This window comes from Kitasatospora sp. NPDC032150 (genome assembly GCF_055579945.1).
In genome coordinates, this window is the sequence record NZ_JBVIMH010000010.1 from 152,092 (window position 1) to 174,093 (window position 22,002).

A 22,002-nucleotide genomic window follows, 5' to 3' on the forward strand; every position below is an offset into this window, starting at 1 on the left:
GTCATACTGCGCCGCCGCCGGGCCGTACCGCGCGGATCACCGCCGGGGTGTCCCGCAGATCGGGCAGGACGGACTCCGCTCCCGCCGCCCGCAGTTCGGCCGCGCCGGTCGTCCCCGAGGCGACGGCGACCACGCGGGCCCCGCCGTCCCGGCCCGCTGCCACGTCCCGTACGGTGTCGCCGATCAGGACGGTGTTGCCGGCGTCGAAGACGCGGCCGTGGACGGCCGCGGCACGGCGCTGGGCGACGGCGACCAGGGCGGCCCGTTCGACCGCGTCGTCCCCGTAGGCGCCGGCCTCCTGGTCCACCAGCGCGTCGAGTCCGAAGACGCCGAGCTTCAGGGCGGCGTTCGCGCGCAGGTTCCCGGTCAGCACGGACTGGACGACGCCCTCGCGCGTGCGCAGCGCGGTGAGGGTTTCGCGGGCGCCGGGCAGGACCCGTCCGACGGCCTCGAGCTCGGTGGCCTTGTGGCGGAGCTCCTGGACCAGTACCTCGGCCACCCGGTGCCGCGAGGCCGGTCCGAGTCCGTGCCGGCGGAACAGCTCGTCCATGATGTCCCGTTCGGTCCGGCCCGAGATGTCCACCTCGTGGACCGCGGGGCGGCCGGTGAGCCGTTCGAAGGCGCGCGGGTAGATCTCGGCGCACCCGGGGACGTTGGAGATCAGGGTGCCGTCGATGTCCCACAGCAGTAGGGTCGCCGTCACGCGCCCGCCCCCCGCTGCCCGGCGCCGGCCGGGGCCGTGGCCTCGAACGGCCCGCGTCGCGCGACGCAGGCCGCGCCGCGGCGGGCCGCGAACTCCAGCGCCTCCCAGGTCCGCGAGCCGGAGCCGAGCGCGAACGTCAACGCGGCGGCGAAGGTGTCGCCGACGCCGTAGGTGTCCACCACCGGCCCGGGGGCCTCGATCGCCGGGTAGCGCCGCGCGGGTTCACCACGGCGGACGAACCGCCCGCCCCGGACGCCCTCGGTGCTGACCAGCAGTTCGGGTGGTTCCGCCAGCAGCGTGTGGTCGTAGCGCTCGGCCGGGTCGTGCGCGCTGCCGACCATAGCGTCGACCGCCACCCCCGACCGCGACACGGTCGCGAGCTCCCGCGAGGTCACCACCAGGACCGCCGCCTGCCGGGCCGCCCGCAGCACGGCGGTGTCTCCGGCGGTGAAGAACACCGCGTCGAAAGCCGCCAGTTCCCGCCAGTCCAACGCGTCACCCCCGGCCGGCTCCAGCCGTTCGCCGAGGGTGACGGTGGTGCGTTCCCCGGAGCCGTCGACCATGCTCACCGCCTCGCGGGTCCGCCCCGGGCGGGGCGCGGCCAGCACCCGTACGCCCCGCCGTTCCAGCTCGGTGCACGAGCTGTGCCCGGCGTCGTCGTCGCCCAGGGCGGTGAAGAAGGTGCAGCCGCCGGCGAGTTCCGCCAGCCCCACGGCGGCCACCGCGCCACCGCCCGCCGGGCCCTGCCAGAGCGGATCCGCGTGGATCACGTCACCGGGGACCGGCACCTTCTCGACCAGGGCGATGGTGGTCCATTCGACATGTCCCACCACCGCCACCCGGAGCCGGTCGGGCCCGGCGGGCCGGTGCAACGGCGTATCGCACAGAAGAGCGTCCTCGTCCATCAGTTCGTCGACTCCCGTACTGGACCCGGGAGAACCGGGCGCGGGAAAAGCACACGTCTGCTCGGGCACCGGACGTGATCGGACACGTCGTCGCCCGAGTGTGACACCCCGTCGCACCGTCGGGAAGAACACCTCGGCGATTCGGCCGGATCGCCACCTGCCGGGCCGATCCCTTGTTCCGGGACGGGTACGGGTTTCCGGGCCGACCGGACGACTACGCACTCTTCCCTTCCCGTGGCGCACCTGTCTAGCCTGTCACTCGCCGGTCGCCGGGTCCCGGGGATCCCGCACGACCGGACACCCGCGCCACACAGACCGCACCGCTGCACGTCCCAACAGTCCGTATCCAGTTGGACGGAGAGCCGCGTGAAGTCTTCCCTAGTGCTGCCCGAAACGGAATCATCCAGTTCGTCCACGGTCCGAGCGGTCCTCTTCGACTTCGACGGGACGCTGTGGGACCCGGAGCCGGACATCTTCCGCGCCCACGCCGAGATCTTCCTGGAATTCGGCGGGCGGCTTTCCGTGGAGATGTGGTCCTCGGTCGTCGGAACGATCGGGTTCGATCTGTGGGCGCAGCTGGAACAGTTCACCGGAAGGCCGGTGGACCGGCGGGCCCTGCAAAACCGGGTCCGCCGCCGGGAGCGCGAACTGCTGGGAAGACTGCGCGGCCGGCCCGGGGTGCACTCCGTCCTGCGGACGATCGACGCGCTGGGCATCTCCCGGGCCATCGTCAGCAACTCGACCCGGAACTGGATCGCCCGGTACGCGCGGCAGTGCGGCTTCTGGGAGGGGTGGAGCACGGTGCGGTGCGCCGACGGCGACCTCTCCCGTGCGAAGCCGGAGCCGGACCTGTACGTCGAGGCCCTCGACGTGCTGGGGGTGCCCGCCGAGCAGGCGGTGGCCTTCGAGGACACGCCGAGCGGCCTGTGTGCCGCGAAGCGGGCCGGGATCCGGTGCGTCGCGGTGCCCAACCCGATGACCGCCGGGCTCGATCTGGGCGAGGCCGATCTGTGCTGCGCCTCCTTCGAGCAGCTCGACCTGCCCGCGCTCCTCGGACCGCTCCCCCAGGGCCCCGCCGGGCCGGACCGCACCGGTCCGCTGCCGCTCACCCGGTGATTGTGCCCGTCCCCGCGAAACCGCCGACCTGCCGGAGGCAGAGCTCATGACGCATGCCGACCCCGAACCACCAGCCGCCCGCCCGACCCCCGTGTCCGCGCAGGACGTGGGGAACGTCCTGGACCACTACTACTACCTGCCGGACAAGCTCCGGGTGGTCGCCGGTGAGGGCGTCTACCTCTACTCCGACGACGGACGGCGCTATCTCGACTGCTCCGCCGGGACGTTCAACCTGAGCCTCGGCTACGCCCACCCCGAGATCGTCGAGACGGTTCGCGAGCAGGCCGCCAACCTGATCCACGTCACTTCCAAGTTCCAGACCGGGCCGCTGAACGACCTGGTGGCGAAGCTGGCCGAGGTCTCTCCGCCTAACCTCACCCGGGTGCACCTGAAGTCGGCCAGCGGCTCCGACGCCAATGAGGGGGCTGTCAAGATCGCCCAGGCGCACACCGGGAAGTCCGACGTGGTCACGCTCTTCCGCGGCCACCTCGGCCAGACGCTGGCGATGATCGGCGCCTCGGGCGCGGCCTTCCGCCGGACCCCCTTCCCGTCGATGCTGCCCGGCGTCGTGCACGTCCCCGACCCGCACTGCCTGCGCTGCTTCTACAAGCAGGAGCGGGCCACCTGCGGCCTGCTCTGCGTCGAGCGGATCAACGACTTCATCGACTACGCCAGCACCGGCCGGGTGGCCTGCGTGGTGCTGGAGCCGATCAGCGGCAACGGCGGCAACGTGGTGCCGCCGGACGGCTACCTCCAAGCGCTCAAGGACCTGTGCGAGGAGCGCGGGATCATCCTGGTCTTCGACGAGATCCAGACCGGGTTCGGCCGCACCGGGCAGATGTTCGCCGCCGACCACTTCGGGGTCGCCCCGCACATGATGACGTTCGGGAAGGGGCTCGGCGGCTCGGGCATGCCGATCGCCGGCATCCTGACCGAGGACCGGCTGACCGGCGTGGCGGGGCACCACATCAACTCCACCTTCGGCGGCAACGTGCTGGCCGCCGCCGCGGCCGTGAAGACCATCGAGGTGATCGGCCGTCCCGGGTTCCTGGAGAACGTCCGGGCGGTGGGCGCGCACGTGACGGCCCGGCTGCGCGAACTGGCCGCCAAGGTGCCGTTCGTGCAGGAGGTGCGCGGTGTGGGCCTGATGATCGGCATCGACATCGTGGACCCCACCGGACGCCCGGACGCCCGGCTGACCAACCACCTGGCCGAACTCGGCCTGGAGCAGGGACTGTTGCTGCGGACGTCGCTGTACGGGCACGGCAACGTACTGAAGGTTCGACCGGCACTGATCATGACTATGCGGGAGGCGGACGAGATGTGTGACCTGCTGGAGCGACTGTTCCTCTCGGTCGCATGAGGGCGCTGGTGCAGGGCCTGTCCCGGCGGATCCGGGCGGCCGTCAACAGCGGCCGGGAGAGCGTCGGCAGCCGCTACGTCGCGGGAACCGCGATGGGTGGCGACGCCGAGTTCCCCGTCGACGTCCTCGCCGAACGGGCCGCCTGGGACTACCTGCGCGAGCAGGGCGCACCCGTCGCGGTCTACACCGAGAGCGAGGGCCTGCGCACCATCGGCGCACGGCCCCGGCACGTGCTGGTCATCGACCCCATCGACGGCACCAGGGGCGCCGCCGCCGACCTGGAGATGGCCTGCGTCTCCATCGCCGCGGCCCGCTTCACCGAGTCGCCCACCATCGGCGACATCGAGTACGCCATGCTCCAGGAGCTGAAGACGGGCAACTGGCTGTACGCCGACGTCCACGGCAGCGGGATCGAGACCGGTGGCTTCCGCACCCCGGTGCCCCGGCTTTCGGCCACTGCGGACCTTGAGCGGATGTTCTGGTCGCTGGAGTTCAACGGCCACCCGGCGCACCTGATGCTCGGCGCCTACGGCCACCTGGTCGACGCCTCGGCCAACCGGGGCGGCGTGTACGTGTTCAACAGCGCGTCCTTCTCCATCTCCCGGATCATCACCGGCCAGATGGACGCCTACGTCGACATCGGCAACCGACTGCTCCGCGACCGCCCCGAGACCGAGTCCGAGTTCCGCCGGGTCGGCCACGGCAGCATCCTGCACCTGTTCCCGTACGACATCGCGGCTTCGGTCTTCCTCGCGGAGCGGGCCGGGGTCACCATCACCGACGCCTACGGCGGCTCGCTGCGCGACACCCTGCTGTTGGACATCGGCCCGGCCAACCAGCGCTCGTGCATCGCCGCCTGCACCCCGAAGCTGCACGCCGCGCTGATCGAGTCCATCCGCTGGTAGCCGGGGCCGACGCTCCGGGGGCCTGCCGCCGAAGCGTCCGCAGGGACGCCACAGCACGACCGGGGCGGAGGTTCCCGCCCTCCCGCTCCGGGACGAGGAGGCAACGCCGTTGACCGAGGTCCGGTACACCGACGTCCAGCACATCGACATACCGCCAGGTCCCCCGGCCGGCGGGTGGAACGACGAGACCGCCCTGGCGGCCGTCGCCGGCGCACTCGGTCTCAGCGTCGGCGACGAGATCCTCGAGGGCGGCTCCCCCGCCCGGGTGTACCGGGCCGGCACGGCGTCCGGGGAGGCCCTGGTGGTCAAGGTCCTGGTGGCTGGGGAAGGCGCCGTGGACGGCCACGACCTGACCTCGTTCCGGCACAAGCTGCGCCAGATCGAGCTGATCCGGGCCGGCGCGCCACGGCTGGCCGCGCACTACCTCCCGATCGTGCACGCCCTCGACGGCGACACCTGGTCGGCCTACACCACGCCCTACTACCCCTCCGAGGATCTCGCGGCCCCGCTGCGCGGTCCGTCCGACGGAGTGGAGACCTTCTTCCGCCGGTACGCGGCCGTCGTCCGGGTCCTGGTCCTCGACGGTTACGCCGTTCAGGCCGTCCCGGCCCCGGCCGGCCACCTGGCCGCGATCACGGTGGGGCGCTTCCTGCGCCGGCTGCCCGTGCTGCGCGTGGCGCTGCCCGCCGAGTTGCTCGACGCCGACCGGTTCGTCGTCAACGGCGTACCGTGCGACACCCCGCGGCTGGTGCTGGATCGGCTGACGGCCCGTCACTCGGGTCGGCTCGCCCGGGTGGCGCCGGTCCGACTGATGCTCCCCGCGCACGGGGACGCCAACCCGCGCAATCTGCTGCTCCGCGAACTCCCCGGCACGGAGGCCGAGTTCCGGATCATCGACCCGCGCGGCGCCACCGACCCCTGGGACCCGGTCTACGACCTGGCGAAGACCCTGTTCGGCCTCAGCGTGTGGGACCCGGGACTGAGACTCGGCTTCTCGGTGCGCCGCTCGGGACGCGGGGAGTACGAGGTGGGCTTCCGGCAGCCGGTGTTCCCGGGGTACCGCGCGGCGATCCACCGGTTCCTGCCGTTCCTGCGGGCCACCGACGGGCTGGCCGAGCTGTTCGAGGACGATCCGCACTGGCTGGAGCGGCTGCTGCTGCTCCACGATCTCCACGTGCTGGCGGAGGCCCCGTGCCGGCTCTCGGACCCGAAACCCAAGCCCGACCTGCGGGGTGTGAACTCCACGCCGGCCGAACTCGCTCTCGGCCACTACCTCCTCGGCACTCTGCTGATCAACGATCTGGACGCTCAGCTCGGCCGGCCCGGCGAGCTGGACGCGGATCGCCACCTCGCGCTGGTGGCCGACCACCTGCCGGGCGGATGACGGGCGCCGCGCCGATCACGGCACCCGTCCGGCGTGCCCGTCAGCCGGGCGGGTCCGCCGCCAGGTGGGCGAGTGCGGTGTCCAGGTCCGGCCCCTCCAGGGAGTGCCGGGCACTCCTGAGCACCAGCCGGGGCGGACGCCGGCAGTCGGGATGGATCTCCCGGTCGCGCACCGGCACCACCCGCGTGGGCAGGCCGAGCGCCCGCTGGACCCGCGACATCAGCTCGAACCTGGTCACCACCTCGCTGCCGCCGTAGTGCACCACCCCGGTGCGGTCCCACAGCCGGGTCAGCGCCGGGGCGAGGCTCGGCAGGTACAGCGGCGCGCAGACCAGGTCCGTCTGGGCGGCGGTCCTCGGCCCGGCCATCCGCGCCAGGAAGGTGTCCGCCCAGGGACTGCGGCCGAAGACCAGCGGAATGCGCACCACCAGGTGGGTGCCGTCCGCGAGCAGCAGGTCCTCGGCGGCCGCCTTGGTCCGGCCGTAGACGTTCACCGGGGACCTGGGGTCGTCCTCGGTGTAGCGCGGCCGGGTGCCGTCGAAGACGTTGTCACTGGAGAGGAGGAGCAGTTTGGCCGCCGAGCCCCGCAGCGAGTCCAGCAGCACCTCGACCGGACGCACGTTCAGCGCATGGGCCAGCACGGGATCGCTCTCCGCCGCCTCCAGCGGCACCAGTCCGGCCGCGTGGACGACGAGATCGAACCCGCCCCCGCCCGCCAGCCGGGCCAGCGCCTGCTCGTCCCGCAGGTCGAGCGGCACCAGCCCGGGAACCCGGCGGGTGGCGAAGGTGCCGACCACCTCGTGCCGGCCGGCCAGGGCGGTCCACAGACCGCCGCCCACGAACCCCGATGCACCGAGCAGCAGGATCCTCATGCAATAACCTGACGCATCGTCATAAATAGCTCCCATCAAGGGCTTTGATCCGGCCATGTGATCGCGGGATGCGATGACACCACGCGGGCCCGCCCTGGGGGAAGAGGGAGGAGCCGGATGAAAGCGCTCACGTTCGAGAAGGCGGGCCGGGTGGCCCTCCAGGACCGCCCGGTGCCGGTGCCAGCGGCCGACGAGGTCCTGGTCAGGGTCGCGGTCACCGGAATCTGCGGGACGGACCGGCTGATCGTGCTCGGCGGCTTCCCCGCCAAGCCCGGTGTGATCCTCGGGCACGAGGCGGCCGGCGAGGTGGCCGCGGTCGGGGCCGCGGCCACCTCGCTCGCGCCCGGCGACCGGGTGGTGATCAACCCGACCTCCTACTGCTGGCAGTGCCGCACCTGCCGGCGGGGGCTGCCGGCCCACTGCGAGGCCAAGGACGGCCGGGAGATCGGGGTCGACCGCGACGGGACGATGGCCGAGTACGTCGTCCTGCCCGAGCGTTTCGTGCACCGCCTGCCGGCCTCGATGTCCTACCGGCGGGCCGCCCTGGTGGAACCGTTGGCCTGCGTACTGAACAACCTGGCCGCGGCCGGGCCGCGCCCGGACGACCGGATCCTGGTGATCGGCGCCGGCCCGATCGGCGCGCTGTGCGCGCTGGTCCTCGCCAGGCGCGGCGCCAGGGTGGCACTGGCCGACCGCGACCCGGTCCGCCTGGGACTGGCCGAATCCCTGCTGCCGCGCCAGGTCCGGGTACTGGCCACGGAGGAGACCGGCCCGGGCGCTCCCGCCCCCGATACCGTCATCGACACCACCGGCACCCTGCCGAACGGCGTCCTGAGCACACTGGCGGCGGCGGGCACCGTGGTGGTGATGGGCGAACGGGAGACGGCCGTCGCCGAAGTACCGCTGCGGTCCCTGGTGACCCGGGGCATCCGGCTGGTGGGCGCCGGACCGTACCGGCCGGCCGACTTCGAGCTCGCGCTCGACCTGGCGGCCGACCTGCCGCTCGACTCCCTGGTCACCCACGTGCTCCCGCTGGACCGGTACGCCGAGGCCCTGGACCTGCTGGCCGCCGCACCGGCCGGACCGCAGCCGGCGGGCGACCCGGTCGCCCCGGTCGACCCGCCCACCGGATACGGTGCGCTCAAGGTGCTGCTGGCCTCGGACGAGCGGATGGCGCCGTGACGGGCGAACCGGGCGCGGCCCGGGCCGCCATGGTGGGCGGGGCCCTCTGGCTCGACGGCAGCCCGCGGTTCCTGATCGCCGGCGAGTACCCGTACTACCGGGATCCTCCCGAGCGGTGGGCGGCCAAGCTGCGGGCTATCCGCGCGGCCGGGATCGAGGTTGTCACCTGCTACGTGCCCTGGCGGCACCACGAGGTCGCCGACGGCGTCGGCCTGCGCTTCCGGTTCGCCGGGGACGGCAACCGCGACCTGGTCGGCTTCCTTGAGCTGGTCGCCGCCACCGGGCTGCTCGCGGTGCCGAAACCGGGCCCGTTCGTCCACGCCGAACTGCCCTTCGGCGGGCTGCCCGACCGGCTCAGCCCCACCGCCACCGCCGGCCGCCAGGCCGCACTCTCGGCCGACGGCGAGCCGCTGCTCTCCCAGCGGCTCGCCCTGCCCTCGGCTTCGGACCCGGCCTTCCTCGCCGACGCCAAATCCTGGCTGCGCGCCGTCGGGCGGGTCCTGCAGCCGTTCCTCCACCCGGCGGGCCCCGTGGTCGCGGTGCAGATCGGCAACGAGGGGCACTACGGCGAGACCGCCCTGGCGATCGACGCCCTCGACTACTCACCGGCGGGGTTGCGCCGCTTCGGCGCCTTCGCGCCCGGGGTCGGGGCACCCGGACCGGACGACGGCCCGCTCTCCGCCGACCGGCTGCGGTCCCTGCTGTGCTGGGGCGAGTGGTCGGCCGAGGCGCTCGCCGAGGGGATGCGGACGCTCGCGGTCGAACTCGGACAGGCCGTCCCGGTGTTCACCACCTCATCGCCCCCGGCCCGGGCCGACCGCGCCCCCGCCCGCCCGGCCGGCCGGTACGACGCCTGGCTGGCCAGAAACCGGCCCGGGCGGCCCACCGCGCTGCCCCGCGCCTACACCAGCTGGGCGGGGAACGTGCTGTCGGACGACGAGGCCCTGGTCAACTACGTCCTGGCGGCCAAGCAGGGGCGCGGCCCGAACATCGAGGAGAACTGGGGACTGGGCTGGGTGGACCCGGGCTGTGCCTTCCCGGTGGTCCCGATCCACCACGCCCTGCTCGGCGTCGCCTGCGGAGCGACCGGCATCGACGTCTATCCGGCCTGCGCCACCGCCGGCTGGGGCGAGCACCTCGCGGTGGACCGCGGCTACCTGGCCCAGACAGCCGGCGATCCGGCGCAGCTCGACCCGCCGTACGGGGAGGCGGCACCGATCCGGGTGGACGGCACTCCCGGCCCGGCCTTCGCCGCGCTGCGCGTGCTGACCCACTTCCTCGCCGGGCAGGGGGCCGAACTGGTCCGCTCCCGGCCGGAGCCTGGCATCACCTGGGGGCTCCACCCGCCGTACGCGGCGGTCGGCGCCTGGGCGTCCGAGAAGGGCCGGCCCGCCACCTGGGCCGGGTGCCCGCTGCCCGCGCCGGCCGGGGAGACCCTGGTCCCGTTCGTCGCCCACTGCCTGGCGCACAACCTGCCCTTCCGGCTGGCCGAGTTGACCGGGGAGTGGGCGCCCGGCCCCGGGGACGGGCCGCTCGTGGTGCCCTCGGGCTTCTTCATGGAGCGGGCGCTGCAACGACGGTTGGCCCGATTCGCGGACGACGGAGGATCCCTCCTGCTGCTGGGTGAACTCCCGCGTCTGGACGAGATGTTGACGCCATGTATCGAACTGGCCGACGCGGTGGGGCGATTGGCGGCGAGCAGTGGGCGGCCGCCGAAGGTCCGTGTGGTGCCGCCGCACGATCGGCCCGTCGGGGCGGCGGTGGCGGAGTGGCTCACTCGTGCGGGTGAGATGTGGGTACGTCCGGGGACCGACGGGTGGCTGGAGTTCCGGAGTCCGGCGGCGGATCCCGAGGAGTGCTTCGTGTTCCTGTTCAACCGGTCCGGCGAGGTGCGGCGGGCCCGCACCGAGTTCCGTGGACGGCCCGTCACCGCCGACCTGGTGCCCGGCGGCTGCGCGGTCGTCCGGATCTCCCACGGCCGGCTGCGGGCCTGCTATGTGAAAGGATTGGACGAGAGGACCGGCTCGGGAGTGCCGGTCCGGGTGCGGGTGGGCGATGACGTGCTCGCCTCGGACCAGTCGTGCGACCTGTCCGCGGTGTGCCGACCGAGCGGCTTCGACGTCCGTACCGCCGGCGGGCCGGCGGACCTGCGGGTGACTCTGCCGGAGGCGCAGTGACGACGGAGGCGCAGTGACGACATCAACCCCGCCACCGGCAGGAGCCGCCCCGACGGAGGCCGTGGGCATCGACGTCGGCGCCACCAAGATCGCGGCGCTGCGGGTCGCCCGGGACGGCACGGTACTGGCCCGGGCCCGCTGCGACACTCCGCGCGGTAGCGCCGAGGATCTCGTCGACACCCTCGGCGGCCTGGTGAAGCAGGTCCGCGGCGACCGGGTCGTCGCGGTGGGGGCCGGCCTGCCCGGCATGGTCGACGCCCGCACCGGAGCACTGGTCTTCGCCCCCGGCCTGGAGTTCGCCCGGGCCCCGCTGCGGGAGATGATCGCGGACTCGGTCGGGCTTCCGGTCCGCACCGACAACGACGCGAACGCGGCCGCCTGGGCCGAGTACCGACTCGGTGCCGGCCGCGGCCACGACCACATGGTGCTGGTGACGATCGGCACCGGGCTGGGCTGCGGCATGATCGTCGAAGGGCGGCTGCTGCGCGGATCGCACGGCTACGCGGCCGAGGTCAGCCATCTCATCGTCGATCCGCAGGGCCCCCGGTGCGAGTGCGGCAAGCACGGGTGCTGGGGAGTCTCCGCGTCGGGCCGCGCCATCGCCAGGCTCGGCCGCGAGGCCGCCGCGGCCCGTCCCGGCTCGGCACTGGCCCGGCTGATCGGCCGGGGGAGCGCCGGCGCGGGAGAGGCGGTCACCCGGGCGGCCGAGGAGGGCGACCCGCAGGCCGTCGAAATCCTCACCCGGGTGGGCACGCTCACCGGTCGCGGACTCGCCTCGCTGGCCAACATGCTGGACCCGTCGGTACTGGTCGTGGGTGGCGGCCCGATCTCGGCCGGCGAGCTCCTGCTCGGGCCGGCCCGTGCCGCGTTCACCAGCTGGCTGTACTCCCCCGGTGACCGCCCCGCGGTGCCCATGGTGCCCGCCCGTTTCGGGAACGACGCGGGAGCGATCGGCGCGGCCGTGCTGGCACTCGACGAGTCCACCGGCCGGGCGCCCGACGGGTCCTGACGGGAGCACGGTCAACCCCTCCCCTCCCCGGCTGGCCGCCCGGACCTCACCCCGGAGTCGCCCGAGCGCAGCGCGACCGCGCGGACCTCTCCCCGGAGTCGCCCGAGCGCAGCACGACCGCGCGGACCTCACCCCAGGGGTCGCCTGGCCAGGTCGGCCACCCCGACCAGACCGGCGTCGTTGCCCAGCGCCGCCGGCCGGACGACCGCCTCGGGCCGGTGGCCGCGCCCGGTGAGGTGCTCGCGGAACGACTCCCGGACCGGGCCGAGCAGCAGCTCACCCGCCGCACCCACACCGCCGCCGATGACGATGCAGGCGGGATCGAGGACGGCAGCCAGCGCGGCGAGACCCACCCCCAGCCAGTGGCCGAGCCCGGCGAGGAGGCCGAGTGCCGCTTGGTCCCCCTCCCTGGCCGCCCGGGTGAGCAGCGGGCCGGTCAGTCCGTCGACGGTGCCGCCCGCCCGCCGCAGCAGCGGCGCGGCCTCCGGGGTGCCGGCGGCCACCAGGGCCCTCGCCTCCCGTACCAGCGCGGTCCCCGAACCGTACATCTCCCAGCATCCCCGGCTGCCGCAGCCGCAGACCAGCCCGTCGGGGACCACCGGCAGATGGCCGAACTCCGCCGCGACACCGTAACGGCCCCGGTACAGAACGCCGTTGACCACCAGACCGCCGCCGATCCCGGTGCCGACGGTGACACACGCCACCGGGTCACGGCCCCGTCCGGCCCCGAACCGCGCCTCGCCCCAGGCAGCGGCGTTGGCGTCGTTCTCCACCGTGACCGGCAGGTCGAGCACCTTCTCGACCACGGCCCCGAGCGGTTCGGACTCCCAGCCGATGTGCTTGGCGAACAGCACCGTGGCACGCTTCTCGTCGACGAATCCCGCGGCTCCCAGTCCCACGCCCGCCACCGGATGGTCACCGCGCACCGCCTCGACGACGTCGCAGACGGCGGACTCAACCCGGTCTGGCTCCCGAGGGGTGGCCACCCTCACCCGGCGGAGGATCCGCCCCGCCTCGTCGACCACCCCAGCCGCGATCTTGCTGGCGCCTATGTCCACACCGATGGTGAGTGCCATCGCCCCAGACCTCCCGCTTGCCGTCGGGCTGCGCCCGCACCGCTCGGACGCGGTCGGGCCCACTCGGGCATTCTGCTGCCCGGGACCCGGCGTCGGTCAGTGTCCTTCCGGCCATCGGCGGCCGACCGGCGGGTGGTTGCCCGGGAGCCGGACCCCGGGGCGCGGAGTTCGTACCGTCGCGGGGGACGCTGCTGCTCCCGTCCTCGGGGGGACATCCGGGAGACGGTCCGTCAGGCCGATGGCGCAGAATACCGTCCGTGCCGACCGAACCGTGAGGGGTCCGCCCACCGATGTGCGGGCCATCCGGGTGAGTGCCACGCTGTTCTGGGGACGTCCGCCCGACGTCCGCCCCCTCGCCCCCAGCTCGACCCCAGCTCGACCGAGGAGGGAAGGCATGGCCGACAGAGAACGCGACCCGTACGGCGAGACGCACTACATGGACGACCTCACGGAGGAGACCCAGTCCGTGCAGGAGCAGGAACGCCAGCTCCGGCAGCACCGCCAGGAATCCCGGCGCAGCGCCCCGACCGACGAGGACACCTCGTACGACCAGGACGACCTCGAGGATCTCCAGTGACGCCGCACGCAGGGGTGCTCCCCCGGCAGGGCCTGGGGAGCACCCTCCTCGCGGGCCGACCGCTCGGACGTTGACCGGTCCGCTGGACGCCGGCGCCCGCACGGCGGCTCGCTGGGGCCCGCGCACCGGTCCGGCGGGTTCAGCCGGCCATCGGCGGGTTCAGCCGGGCGACCTGGTCGTCCGTCAGGCTCCAGCCCACGGCATCGCGGCCGCCACCCGCGACCCGGACACCGCGCGGGCCCTGCACCGCTTCTACCGCACCCGGATCGCCGAATGGGCGCCCTGCGTGGCCCAGGCGATCGAACGGGGTGAACTCCCCGAGGGCACCGATCCCCACGAGGTCATCCGCGCCGTCTCCGCCCCCTCTACCACCGTCTCCTCGCCGGCGGTGAGCCGATCGATCCCGCCGCCGCGGACCAGGCGGCCGCGGCGGCTGCGGCCGCCGTCCGCGCCGGCGCCTACCGCCTCCCCCGCTCCCCGGCCCCGTCCTCAGCCGCCGTGGACCAGGCGGCCGCAGGGCACCACCTGGACGGGCATTGACTTCACCGCGAGCGCGCCGCCCACAGCCGGGAACCGCCTTCGCTCACCCGATCCGACAGGCGCACCCCAGGTCCGGGCCGGGTCACCGGTTCGGGTGAAGCATGGCGCTGCGGGACACGCCCTTGCACGGTGGCGGGCACGGATCACCGCAACCGCACCGTCCCGTACGGTGGCGGAGCGGCGGCCGGCCGGTGTGAGCCGCCCGGCTCCGGTGGTCGGCGAAGTCCGTCCAGGTGATACGTCAAGGGAGACAGCGGTGCCCGCTTCGGTCGCAGCACGGACCCCGGCTCGGCCGCTGTCGGCGGGAGTGCGCCGCATCGCGGCCGCCGGGACGCTGGCAGTGGCGTCGCTGGTCTACAACGACTGGGTCCTGCAGTTCTTCCTGCCGACCGGGCTGGATCAGCGCGACTCCTACGTCAGCGAGCTGTTCGCGGCGGACCAGCCCTACCGGATCCTGTTCAGCCTGGTCGAGGTGGTCTGCGCAGGACTGATCACCGGCGGCGCGGTGCTCGCCCGGGGGCTGTTCCCCGGGCGGCTGGCCGCGGCCGGGTGCGCCTGCCTGGCCGCGCTCGGGGTGTTCTCGGTGGCCGACGTGCTGCTGCCGATGCGCTGCGCGCCCTCGATCGAGCACGGCTGCCCGGAGGGCAATCCCTGGCACACCACCACCAGCGGCCTGGTCCACTTCGTCCTGTTCGCCTCGATGGCGCTGTTCATCGCCGCCGCCCGGTACTCGGTGCCGTCCCTCACCCTGGTGCGCCGCTGGGCACCTTGGCTGCTGCCCGTCTCGATGGCGGCCGCCATCGCCACGACCGGCCCGTTCCTCGGCCACCCGGGCGGCCACGGCCTGGCACAGCGCATCCACCTGGTCACCGCCGGGGTGTGGTTCGCCCTGCTGGCCGCCGAGGCCGGCCGGACCCGCGCCGGGTGGCGGTCGCGGCCGGCCGCCGGGACCGGCGTCGAGCGGACCGCCGCCCGTCCCTAGCCCCGTGCGCAGCGACCGCCGCGCCACTTCTGTGGGGCACCCGGCACTGTCACCTGTCCGTCGCCACCGGTGCCGCCGTCCACGGTCACAGAGTGGAGCGGGACGGCGGCGCCGGCGGCGGGATGCCTCGCGAGCCGAGGGCGCGACCTGACCGTCGGTTCGGCTACCGGACCGGACCTGTACCGCGAGCGCGGACGAACTCCACGGCGTCGTGGGAGCAGAACAGCTCGATCTCACCGCCGTGCGTGCGGCGCAGCTCGCGCAGGCGCTCCTGGTTGTTGCGGCGCGCCCGGTCGTCGAAGGCGACCTGGCGTTCGAAGGCCGCCAGCCCGGGCGGGCAGCGCGGGTCCGCCGGATCGAGTTCCTCGTGCCAGAAGTAGCTGTCGCCGCAGTGCAGCAGCCAGCCGTCGCCGCGCTTCACCGCGACGCCGCAGTGGCCCCTGGTGTGCCCCGGCAGCGGTACCAGCAGGATCTCCGGCACCGAGCCGGTCAGCGGCCCGACCGCCTCGAAGCCGCACCACGACTCGCCGTCGGCCCGGTGCTCGACCCACTTCGGGCCGTGCGCCCACTGGGCCGGACGGTAACGGTCCCGTTCACCGCGGGTGGCGAGGGTCCGGGCGGCCTGCAGCTCGTCGGCCAGTACGTGCACCTCGGCGTGCGGGAAGTCCGCCAGGCCGCCCGCGTGGTCGAGGTCCAGGTGGGTGAGCACGATGTGCCGCACGTCCTCCGGGCGGTAGCCGAGCACGCGGAGCTGGTGCACGGCCGTACGGGCGAGCGTGAGCCGAGGCCGGCTCACCAGCTGGAACCTCCTCCCCAGCCGCGCCGGCTCCGCCACGTCCTCGGTCCCGAAGCCGGTGTCGACCAGGACCAGACCGTCGGCGCTCTCCACCAGCAGGCAGTGGGTCACCATCCGCCCGGTCAGCGGACCGCCGCTGCCCAGCAGCAATCGGCCCCCGAACGGGCACATACCGGCGCAGTCCAGATGATGAACGGTCATACGACCTCCAACGGATGTTCGCGCCACCGGCCGTCGGCGGCTCAGGCCACAGTGCCGGGCGAACACTGCGGCCGTCCAGGGCATCGGACGGTGGCGCGGCGGACAGCCGGACGTCCGCGCCCCGCCCGCCGCTGCGTCCCGCCTGTTCGCGGCACCCAACACCGCGCTGATCATGTCCAGCGTGCCCGCCGACGCCCGGGGCGCCGCCTCCGGCATGCGCGCCACCTTCCAGAGCGCCGGCGTGGTGCTCTCCATCGGCGTCTTCTTCTCCCTGACGATCGCCCGTTCTTCTCTCTGATGATCGCCCGGCTCAACCGGCAGATGGCACGGGCCGCCAGCGCCAGGGACCTGACCTTCGCCCAGCTCTCGGCCCAGGTCCGGATCGAGCAGTTCGGCCCGCTGCGGCTGAGCGACCTCGTCGCGCGCGAACGGGTCGCCGTACCGTCCCTGATCCGGACCATCGGCCCGCTCACGGCCGCCGGTCCGATCGCCAAGACCCCGGACCGGCAGGACGGGCGGTGCCGGCTGCTGGAGCTCACCCCGGCGGGCCTGGACGCCCTCACCCGGATCCGCCACGAGCGGACCGAACTACTGGCCCAATGCAGCGGACGCCTCACCCCGCAGCATTGCCGGGACCTGGAGGCGACAGTCCCGGTGCTCGAACGCCTCCTCGACGAGCCCGAAACCGACGGGTCGGACGACGACCGCTGAGGCTCCTGATGCAACGTCGACCACTGCTTGCGTCGACATCTTTCACATTCGAAACCCGGAGGCGGCACGGCGGCGTCCTCCGGGCCGGACGAGCTTGCCGGGCAGCCGTCATCCCTGCAGGAAGACCGGCTCGCGAGCTGCCCGCAGAGGGCCCTACGAGACAGGGCGCACCGGCCGCCGGGGGCACGGCACAGCCGCGGACCATCGGCTGGAACGTGGCGGTCGGGCGACGGCCGGACGCCGGACGGACCATCACCACCGCCGTCCGTAGCTGGACAGTCACGGCTGCCAACACCTGACGCTCCGTCCCGGAACCCGTCCGGGCACGGCCCGGCACGCCGGCCGGACGCCGCGTCACCCGGCCGGCTCAGCGTCACCGGCCGGATCACGTTCTGACGCCTCGTGACCGGATTTCAGCCGTGCCCGGTGCCAGACGCGGCTGGGTTCACCCGGCTTCCGCGTCGTCTCTCCGGGTGCCGGGCACTCCCCCGCCGCCGCCGTGGTGCACGCGCTGCGGCGCACGCTGATACTGGGCCGACAGGTGGTGACGGAGCGAGTCAAGAGAACCACGGTCAGCGATCGGGTGTTTTCTGACTCGGCTTCCGCGACCGGCCACCCACTCGGCGGTTCACCAACCGCCGGGACTCGGACGGAGAGGGACACGGGGCATGCTGAATCGACGCCACATCCTGACGGCCGCCACCATCAGCGGCGCGGCGACCCTGTTCCCCTGGGGCCGCATGATCGACCCTCCGAAGGCGAAGCCCGCGCACGAGGCCCCGCCCGAGGCGCCGGCGGCCCCGACGGAGCTGTGGCCGGAGGACGAGGAGCTCGCCCGTTCCGCTCCGTTCGCCCATGCCATGCCCATCCCTCCGGTCCTTCGTCCGACGTCGGTGACGGCGTCCTCGGAGCTGTACCAGATCCGGATGGCCGAGACCCAGGTGGAGATCGTCAAGGGGCTGCGGACCACGGTCTACACCTACGGCGGCTGCTTCCCCGGCCCGACCATCCGGGCAATGCGGGGACGGGAGGTGGTGATCCAGCAGACCAACGCCCTGGACGTGTCCACCTCGGTCCATCTACACGGCGGAAACGTTCCTTCAAAGTACGACGGCCTGCCGATGGCCCTGATCGATCCCGGGGAATCCCGCGAGTACCACTACCCGAACAACCAGGTGGCCGCCTCCCTCTGGTACCACGACCACGCGCACGGCCTGGAGGGCGAGAATGTCTACCGCGGCCTGGCCGGCGCCTATCTGCTCAGTGATCCGCACGAGAGCAAGCTGCCGCTGCCCAACGGCGAGTTCGACATCCCGCTGCTGTTCCGGGACGCGCGGATCGAGGCCGACGGCACCCTGCGGTACGTCTCGCCGTACGAGTGCCCGCACATGCTGGTCAACGGCAAGGAGCGGCCGCACTTCGCGGTGGCGGCCCGGAAGTACCGTCTGCGCGTCTACAACGTGGCGCCCAACCGCCACATCTCACTGCGTTTCGCCGATGGCGCCCACTTCGTCCAGATCGCCTCCGACGGCGGCCTGCTCGCCGCTCCCTTCCCGCGGAACGAGCTGACGCTGGCGGGTGCGGAACGGGCCGAGATCGTCGTCGACTTCTCCCGCTACGCGATCGGCTCATCGGTGGTGCTGGAGAACACGGCCGCGCTGGAGTCGGAACGGCCGGAGGTGCTGCGCTTCGACATCACCCGCAAGGCCGACGACCCGAGCCGGGTTCCCGATGTGCTGGCCACCCTGCCGCCGGTGCCGAAGGGCACGGTGGAGCGGGAGTTCTTCATGCAGACCTTCCCCGACACCAGGATCAACGGACGCAAGTACGACCCGGACCGGGTGGACGTCGAGGCCACGCTCGGCACCAGCGAGATCTGGACGATCCACAACTGGCCCAACCGCAAGCCGGCCGGGGTCTTCCACGCCCCGCACTCCTTCCACATCCACCTGGTGCAATTCCGCTTGCTGGACCGCGACGGCCGCCCGCCCGGCCCCGCCGAGGCGGGGTTGAAGGACACCGTCGCCATCTACCCCGGCGAGACCGTCCGGATCGCCATGACCTGGGGCGACTACCCCGGTGAGTACGTCTACCACTGCCACCACCTGGTGCACTCCTCGCACGGCCAGATGGGCCGGATCGACGTCCTGCCAGCGGAACCGGAGGAGTCGGAGTCGCCGCAGCAGTCCGGGAAGTGAGGGCCGCCCGGCCCGCGCACCGGGTGACGCCACGTCCGCCGGAGGCCGAGGCCGCCGGCGAGGCGGCCGGGAATGCGGCCGGTGCCGGCGGGGGGGTTGGCGTCGGTGTGACTACTGCGACGCCTGCGATCCGACTCTCGGTGCTGGACCGCTCCCGTACCGGACGGGGGCAGGACGCCTCGCAGGCACTGCGGGACACGGTGGCCTTCGCGCAGCTGGTGGAGCGGCTGGGCTACCACCGGTTCTGGGTTTCGGAGCACCACGGCGTGCCCGGGGTGGCCGGCTCCGCACCCACGGTACTGGCCCGCGGTGGCGGCGCGGACGAGCCGGATCCGGGTCGGCACCGGCGGTGTGATGCTCCCCAACATTGATCCGCGGGCCGACATCGGACGCCGCGCCCGGGTGGCCTGCCCGAGCCGTGACGACGCCCGCGACTGCGCTCCGTGCCGGGAGCAGCGCACCTGCGGCGAGCACTGGCGCCGTCTCCTCGCCAACACCGGCAGCCTCCTCCACCTGCAGCGCCCGGCCTGCACCCACGTCTGGGACCACGGGACCGGCTTCGGCGCGCCCCGACACCACTCCGTCTGAACCCGCCCGCGTCTGCATCCGCCGGAGAGAGCGCCGTGGCACCCCTCGCCGTGGCCGAAAACCGCCCCTCTCCGTCGATGGCCGGAAACAACCGGTCGGCGAGTCCGTTGTCCACCACACGGTCAACCACCGCGTGACAGCGCCGGACCCGGCCGACCGTAGCCACGGCGGCCGTCGAAGACCCGGCTCTCGACCCGATCGGAAGGACACCACTGTGATCGTTGTGAGCGCAGCGACCGGCAACATCGGACGCCACCTCGTCGACCTGCTTCTCGCCGAGGGCGTGCCCGTCCGCGCCCTGACCCGCGATCCCGAGCGCGCCGGGCTGCCCGCCGCCGCCGAGACCGTCCGGGCCGACCTGACCGACCCCGCGTCCCTGGAGACGGCGCTGGCAGGCGCCGAGGCGCTCTGGCTCAACCTCGCGGCCGGCGGCAGCCAGGCGGCGCTCCAAGTCGTCGATGCCGCCGTCAAGGCGGGGGTGCGCCGGATCGTCCTCAACTCCTCGCTGTCGGTGACCGACACCACCGCCGACGACGAGGGCTTCATCTCCCGGATGCACGCCTCGGTGGAGCGCGCGATCCAGGCATCCGGGCTGGAGTGGACCTTCGTCCGCGGCGGCATGTACGCCACCAACGCGCTGCAGTGGGCCCCGGGCATCAAGGCCGAGAGCGTGGTGCGGGGGCCGTTCCCGGAGGCGGTCGCCGCCCCCGTCCACGAGGCGGACCTCGCCGCCGTCTCCGCCCGCGCCCTGCTCGACCGAAGCGGTGCACTGCTCGGTACCGCTCCCTACGTCACCGGGCCGGAGGCGGTGACCGTGGCCGAGCAGGCCGCCGCGATCGGCCGCGCCATCGGCCGGGAGGTCCGCTTCGAGACCATCACGGTGGAGGCGGCCGCCGACGCGATGGCCTCCGACAGCTTCCCCAAGGAGGTCGCTCTCCAGCTCCTCGGTTACTTCGGTGCCTCGGTCGGCACCGACCCCCAGCGCACCGACGAGGTGCAGCGCATCACCGGACGCCCGGCCCGGACCTTCGAGGAGTGGGCCGCCGACCACGCGGACGACTTCCGCTGACCGGGTCAGGACGCTGAGTCCGGGATCTGCGGGTTGCGGGCGTAGGCGAGTGCTGGCGGCCCGAACGGGGTGGTGTCGTCGGTGCTGACCGCGACGCAGCCCAATGCCGCCGCCGCGCTGACCTGGTCAGTGCCCGTCGGCGGTGCCGTCGGCATCGGCGCGCCCGGCGCGGCGGTGCCTGCGGCCCCGCCGGTCGGGCCGTCGGACAGCCGGCTCCCGGCTTCGGTCGGGGTCCGTGGGTCCGGCCCGGCCGACGGCCCGGTGGCCTGCCCGGTGTCCGGTGGCGCAGTGGCGGCGGCGGGGAGCGGCTGGTCGGCGGCGATGGCCCGGAACACGGCGGAGGCGGCGGTGGCCGGGCTGAGCCGGTCGGGGTCGTCCGGGTACGGGACGCTGGGCATGGTGAGGAAGGCCAGTCGGTCGGTGGGCACCCGGTCCAGCTGGTAGGCCAGCGAGATCAGGTCGGCGATGCCGGCCAGGCCGTCGTCCACGGTCAGCGACTTGGTGGCCTGGTCCGCCAGCCGGTACACGGCGGCGGGATCGGCGAGCGTACCCGCGCTCTTCAGCTTCCGTACCAGCGCGGCGAGGTACACGTACTGTGCCGATTCCCGCCCCAGGTCCCCGCCGTCGCCGAAGCCACCGTCACGTCGGAGACGTGGAACCAGGCGGCGCCGGGCCCCTTGGCGCTGCCGTCCACCTCGTCCCTGACGGTGGTGTATGTGCACATGGGCTCAGCCTCCCAGGTGCCGGCGGAAGAAGGCGCTGATCCGTTCCCAACCGTCGTTGGCCGCGGCCACGTTGTAGGAGGGGCGGTCCACCGCGAAGAAGGCGTGGCCCGCACCCTGGTAGCTGTGGAACTCGAAGTCCTTGCCGTGGGCGGTCAGAATCCGCTCCAGCTCCGCGACCTGTTCCGGACCGGGGAACGTGTCCTCGGCGCCGAACAGGCCGAGCAACGGTGTGCGCAGCTGCGGCAGTTGGTCGACCAGGTTGCTCACCTGCAGCGGGAAGCCCTCGGGTGGGGTGCCGGTGACGAACGCTCCGTAGCAGTCCACCGCGGCGTTCAGGTCCAGACTGCAGGCCGCCAGCACCGCCTGCCGCCCGCCCGAGCAGTAACCGATCACCCCGACGCGGCCGTTGGAGCTCGGCAGGGCGCGCAGGAACGCGGCGGCACCGGCCACGTCCCCGAGCAGTCGCTCGTCCGGGACTCCACCCGCGGCCCGGGCGACGGCGGCCGCGTCGTCGGGTGCGGCTCCGGGGGCCTCGCGGAAGTACAGGTTCGGGCAGACCGCGTCATGGCCCAGCTCCGCCAAGCGGCGGACGATCTCCTTGGTCGCCCGGTCGTAGCCGGGCATGTGGTGGATGACCACGACGCCACCGCGTCGCTGATCACCCTCCGGGCGGGCCAGATATGCCTCGATCACGTCACCGCCGTGACCGGTGATCCTGACGGTCTCGGCGCTCAGGGAATCGTTCATGCCGCCAGCTATACCGCGCAGGTCCTGCCTCCGTCCGGACCGGCGCGCTGCCGTACGGGCAACGGGGCGGGACGGGACGGGACGGGAGGGATGTCGCGGAGCCGCGGGGAGCGTTGGCATCGGACCGGGTGTCCGGGTCGCCGGGCGCTGCCCATCCGGTTCCGGGCCGGCGGGCCG

General features: G+C 73.4%; 22 protein-coding genes and 2 pseudogenes. 16 read left to right on the forward strand and 8 right to left on the reverse strand.

Annotated features, from left to right (window positions below; translation table 11 throughout):
• Position 1: 1 nt before the first annotated feature.
• Positions 2-703 (reverse strand): HAD family hydrolase, encoded by a 702-nt coding sequence (locus tag ACZ5ON_RS14725; RefSeq protein ID WP_465591104.1) that lies wholly within the window; start codon positions 701-703, stop codon positions 2-4.
• Positions 700-1,608 carry a PfkB family carbohydrate kinase gene (locus tag ACZ5ON_RS14730; RefSeq protein WP_465591108.1) on the reverse strand — a complete coding sequence of 303 codons (909 nt, stop codon included), beginning with the start codon at positions 1,606-1,608 and terminating at the stop codon, positions 700-702. The genes ACZ5ON_RS14725 and ACZ5ON_RS14730 overlap by 4 nt, the downstream gene beginning before the upstream one ends.
• A 366-nt stretch (positions 1,609-1,974) precedes the next feature.
• Between ACZ5ON_RS14730 and ACZ5ON_RS14735 the strand changes: the two genes are divergently transcribed.
• From ACZ5ON_RS14735 to ACZ5ON_RS14750, 4 genes are all read left to right on the forward strand, one after another.
• Positions 1,975-2,724, forward strand: a complete 750-nt coding sequence (locus ACZ5ON_RS14735) for an HAD family hydrolase (RefSeq protein ID WP_465591111.1) — start codon at positions 1,975-1,977, stop codon at positions 2,722-2,724.
• A gap of 46 nt (positions 2,725-2,770) precedes the next feature.
• Positions 2,771-4,087 carry an aspartate aminotransferase family protein gene (locus ACZ5ON_RS14740; protein ID WP_465591116.1) on the forward strand — a complete coding sequence of 439 codons (1,317 nt, stop codon included), beginning with the start codon at positions 2,771-2,773 and terminating at the stop codon, positions 4,085-4,087.
• Positions 4,084-4,992: an inositol monophosphatase family protein gene (locus ACZ5ON_RS14745; RefSeq protein WP_465591119.1), complete on the forward strand. Its 909-nt coding sequence runs from the start codon at positions 4,084-4,086 to the stop codon at positions 4,990-4,992. Before ACZ5ON_RS14740 ends, ACZ5ON_RS14745 begins: the two co-directional genes overlap by 4 nt.
• Positions 4,993-5,101: 109 nt before the next feature.
• Complete coding sequence (locus ACZ5ON_RS14750; protein WP_465591122.1) at positions 5,102-6,376, forward strand: phosphotransferase family protein; 1,275 nt, start codon at positions 5,102-5,104, stop codon at positions 6,374-6,376.
• A 40-nt stretch (positions 6,377-6,416) separates the two neighbouring features.
• Here ACZ5ON_RS14750 and ACZ5ON_RS14755 read toward each other — a convergent pair whose 3' ends face one another.
• Positions 6,417-7,247 (reverse strand): SDR family oxidoreductase, encoded by an 831-nt coding sequence (locus tag ACZ5ON_RS14755; protein WP_465591126.1) that lies wholly within the window; start codon positions 7,245-7,247, stop codon positions 6,417-6,419.
• Between the two features lie 117 nt (positions 7,248-7,364).
• Between ACZ5ON_RS14755 and ACZ5ON_RS14760 the strand changes: the two genes are divergently transcribed.
• The 3 genes from ACZ5ON_RS14760 to ACZ5ON_RS14770 all read left to right on the forward strand — a co-directional run bounded on the left by ACZ5ON_RS14760 (position 7,365) and on the right by ACZ5ON_RS14770 (position 11,615).
• A complete protein-coding gene (locus ACZ5ON_RS14760; RefSeq protein ID WP_465591131.1) occupies positions 7,365-8,429 on the forward strand; it encodes a zinc-dependent alcohol dehydrogenase in 1,065 nt (354 codons plus the stop codon).
• Entirely contained in the window at positions 8,426-10,606 is a 2,181-nt protein-coding gene (locus ACZ5ON_RS14765; RefSeq protein ID WP_465591134.1) for a beta-galactosidase, read from the forward strand. Before ACZ5ON_RS14760 ends, ACZ5ON_RS14765 begins: the two co-directional genes overlap by 4 nt.
• A gap of 61 nt (positions 10,607-10,667) precedes the next feature.
• Positions 10,668-11,615 (forward strand): ROK family protein, encoded by a 948-nt coding sequence (locus ACZ5ON_RS14770; RefSeq protein ID WP_465591137.1) that lies wholly within the window; start codon positions 10,668-10,670, stop codon positions 11,613-11,615.
• 128 nt (positions 11,616-11,743) lie between these two features.
• Here ACZ5ON_RS14770 and ACZ5ON_RS14775 read toward each other — a convergent pair whose 3' ends face one another.
• Entirely contained in the window at positions 11,744-12,691 is a 948-nt protein-coding gene (locus tag ACZ5ON_RS14775) for an ROK family glucokinase (protein ID WP_465591140.1), read from the reverse strand.
• Positions 12,692-13,085: 394 nt separating this feature from the next.
• Here ACZ5ON_RS14775 and ACZ5ON_RS14780 point away from each other — a divergent pair, with 394 nt between their 5' ends.
• The 3 genes and pseudogenes from ACZ5ON_RS14780 to ACZ5ON_RS14790 all read left to right on the forward strand — a co-directional run bounded on the left by ACZ5ON_RS14780 (position 13,086) and on the right by ACZ5ON_RS14790 (position 14,790).
• Positions 13,086-13,268 (forward strand): hypothetical protein, encoded by a 183-nt coding sequence (locus ACZ5ON_RS14780; RefSeq protein ID WP_344639551.1) that lies wholly within the window; start codon positions 13,086-13,088, stop codon positions 13,266-13,268.
• Between the two features lie 202 nt (positions 13,269-13,470).
• A pseudogene (locus ACZ5ON_RS14785) lies at positions 13,471-13,808 on the forward strand (TetR-like C-terminal domain-containing protein); the annotation flags it as partial.
• Positions 13,809-14,064: 256 nt separating this feature from the next.
• On the forward strand, positions 14,065-14,790 hold the full coding sequence (locus ACZ5ON_RS14790; RefSeq protein WP_465591144.1) for a DUF998 domain-containing protein: 726 nt from the start codon (positions 14,065-14,067) through the stop codon (positions 14,788-14,790).
• Positions 14,791-14,953: 163 nt separating this feature from the next.
• On the opposite strand, the gene ACZ5ON_RS14795 is transcribed toward ACZ5ON_RS14790, so the two are convergent.
• On the reverse strand, positions 14,954-15,787 hold the full coding sequence (locus ACZ5ON_RS14795) for an MBL fold metallo-hydrolase (RefSeq protein ID WP_465591147.1): 834 nt from the start codon (positions 15,785-15,787) through the stop codon (positions 14,954-14,956).
• 172 nt (positions 15,788-15,959) lie between these two features.
• Between ACZ5ON_RS14795 and ACZ5ON_RS14800 the strand changes: the two genes are divergently transcribed.
• From ACZ5ON_RS14800 to ACZ5ON_RS14825, 6 genes and pseudogenes are all read left to right on the forward strand, one after another.
• Complete coding sequence (locus ACZ5ON_RS14800) at positions 15,960-16,085, forward strand: hypothetical protein (protein ID WP_465591150.1); 126 nt, start codon at positions 15,960-15,962, stop codon at positions 16,083-16,085.
• The gene (locus ACZ5ON_RS14805) at positions 16,085-16,498 is read left to right on the forward strand and encodes a MarR family winged helix-turn-helix transcriptional regulator (RefSeq protein ID WP_465591153.1); all 414 of its coding nucleotides are present in this window, start codon (positions 16,085-16,087) and stop codon (positions 16,496-16,498) included. The genes ACZ5ON_RS14800 and ACZ5ON_RS14805 overlap by 1 nt, the downstream gene beginning before the upstream one ends.
• A gap of 668 nt (positions 16,499-17,166) precedes the next feature.
• Entirely contained in the window at positions 17,167-18,696 is a 1,530-nt protein-coding gene (locus ACZ5ON_RS14810; RefSeq protein WP_465591156.1) for a multicopper oxidase family protein, read from the forward strand.
• Positions 18,594-19,071 (forward strand): annotated as a pseudogene (locus tag ACZ5ON_RS14815) (LLM class flavin-dependent oxidoreductase); the annotation flags it as partial. The gene ACZ5ON_RS14810 and the pseudogene ACZ5ON_RS14815, both read left to right, overlap by 103 nt.
• Positions 19,051-19,284 carry a hypothetical protein gene (locus tag ACZ5ON_RS14820; protein WP_465591304.1) on the forward strand — a complete coding sequence of 78 codons (234 nt, stop codon included), beginning with the start codon at positions 19,051-19,053 and terminating at the stop codon, positions 19,282-19,284. The pseudogene ACZ5ON_RS14815 and the gene ACZ5ON_RS14820, both read left to right, overlap by 21 nt.
• Before the next feature lie 223 nt (positions 19,285-19,507).
• Positions 19,508-20,353, forward strand: a complete 846-nt coding sequence (locus ACZ5ON_RS14825; RefSeq protein WP_465591160.1) for an SDR family oxidoreductase — start codon at positions 19,508-19,510, stop codon at positions 20,351-20,353.
• Between the two features lie 5 nt (positions 20,354-20,358).
• Here ACZ5ON_RS14825 and ACZ5ON_RS14830 read toward each other — a convergent pair whose 3' ends face one another.
• Genes ACZ5ON_RS14830 through ACZ5ON_RS14840 form a run of 3 tightly spaced genes read right to left on the reverse strand, consistent with a single transcriptional unit; the run spans position 20,359 to position 21,825 of the window.
• Positions 20,359-20,943 (reverse strand): hypothetical protein, encoded by a 585-nt coding sequence (locus ACZ5ON_RS14830; RefSeq protein WP_465591164.1) that lies wholly within the window; start codon positions 20,941-20,943, stop codon positions 20,359-20,361.
• Positions 20,913-21,077, reverse strand: a complete 165-nt coding sequence (locus tag ACZ5ON_RS14835) for a DUF6295 family protein (protein WP_465591167.1) — start codon at positions 21,075-21,077, stop codon at positions 20,913-20,915. Before ACZ5ON_RS14835 ends, ACZ5ON_RS14830 begins: the two co-directional genes overlap by 31 nt.
• Before the next feature lie 4 nt (positions 21,078-21,081).
• Entirely contained in the window at positions 21,082-21,825 is a 744-nt protein-coding gene (locus ACZ5ON_RS14840; RefSeq protein ID WP_465591170.1) for a dienelactone hydrolase family protein, read from the reverse strand.
• Positions 21,826-22,002 lie beyond the last annotated feature (177 nt).

What these genes read in the sequence shown, in the direction of transcription:
- ACZ5ON_RS14800 (WP_465591150.1), top strand. Translation starts at nt 15,960, where the DNA reads ATGTCCAGCGTGCCCGCCGACGCCCGGGGCGCCGCCTCCGGCATGCGC.
- ACZ5ON_RS14730 (WP_465591108.1), bottom strand. Translation starts at nt 1,608, where the DNA reads ATGGACGAGGACGCTCTTCTGTGCGATACGCCGTTGCACCGGCCCGCC.
- ACZ5ON_RS14805 (WP_465591153.1), top strand. Translation starts at nt 16,085, where the DNA reads ATGATCGCCCGGCTCAACCGGCAGATGGCACGGGCCGCCAGCGCCAGG.
- ACZ5ON_RS14810 (WP_465591156.1), top strand. Translation starts at nt 17,167, where the DNA reads ATGCTGAATCGACGCCACATCCTGACGGCCGCCACCATCAGCGGCGCG.
- ACZ5ON_RS14740 (WP_465591116.1), top strand. Translation starts at nt 2,771, where the DNA reads ATGACGCATGCCGACCCCGAACCACCAGCCGCCCGCCCGACCCCCGTG.
- ACZ5ON_RS14775 (WP_465591140.1), bottom strand. Translation starts at nt 12,691, where the DNA reads ATGGCACTCACCATCGGTGTGGACATAGGCGCCAGCAAGATCGCGGCT.
- ACZ5ON_RS14780 (WP_344639551.1), top strand. Translation starts at nt 13,086, where the DNA reads ATGGCCGACAGAGAACGCGACCCGTACGGCGAGACGCACTACATGGAC.
- ACZ5ON_RS14760 (WP_465591131.1), top strand. Translation starts at nt 7,365, where the DNA reads ATGAAAGCGCTCACGTTCGAGAAGGCGGGCCGGGTGGCCCTCCAGGAC.
- ACZ5ON_RS14795 (WP_465591147.1), bottom strand. Translation starts at nt 15,787, where the DNA reads ATGACCGTTCATCATCTGGACTGCGCCGGTATGTGCCCGTTCGGGGGC.
- ACZ5ON_RS14755 (WP_465591126.1), bottom strand. Translation starts at nt 7,247, where the DNA reads ATGAGGATCCTGCTGCTCGGTGCATCGGGGTTCGTGGGCGGCGGTCTG.
- ACZ5ON_RS14745 (WP_465591119.1), top strand. Translation starts at nt 4,084, where the DNA reads ATGAGGGCGCTGGTGCAGGGCCTGTCCCGGCGGATCCGGGCGGCCGTC.
- ACZ5ON_RS14835 (WP_465591167.1), bottom strand. Translation starts at nt 21,077, where the DNA reads ATGTGCACATACACCACCGTCAGGGACGAGGTGGACGGCAGCGCCAAG.
- ACZ5ON_RS14820 (WP_465591304.1), top strand. Translation starts at nt 19,051, where the DNA reads ATGCTCCCCAACATTGATCCGCGGGCCGACATCGGACGCCGCGCCCGG.
- ACZ5ON_RS14840 (WP_465591170.1), bottom strand. Translation starts at nt 21,825, where the DNA reads ATGAACGATTCCCTGAGCGCCGAGACCGTCAGGATCACCGGTCACGGC.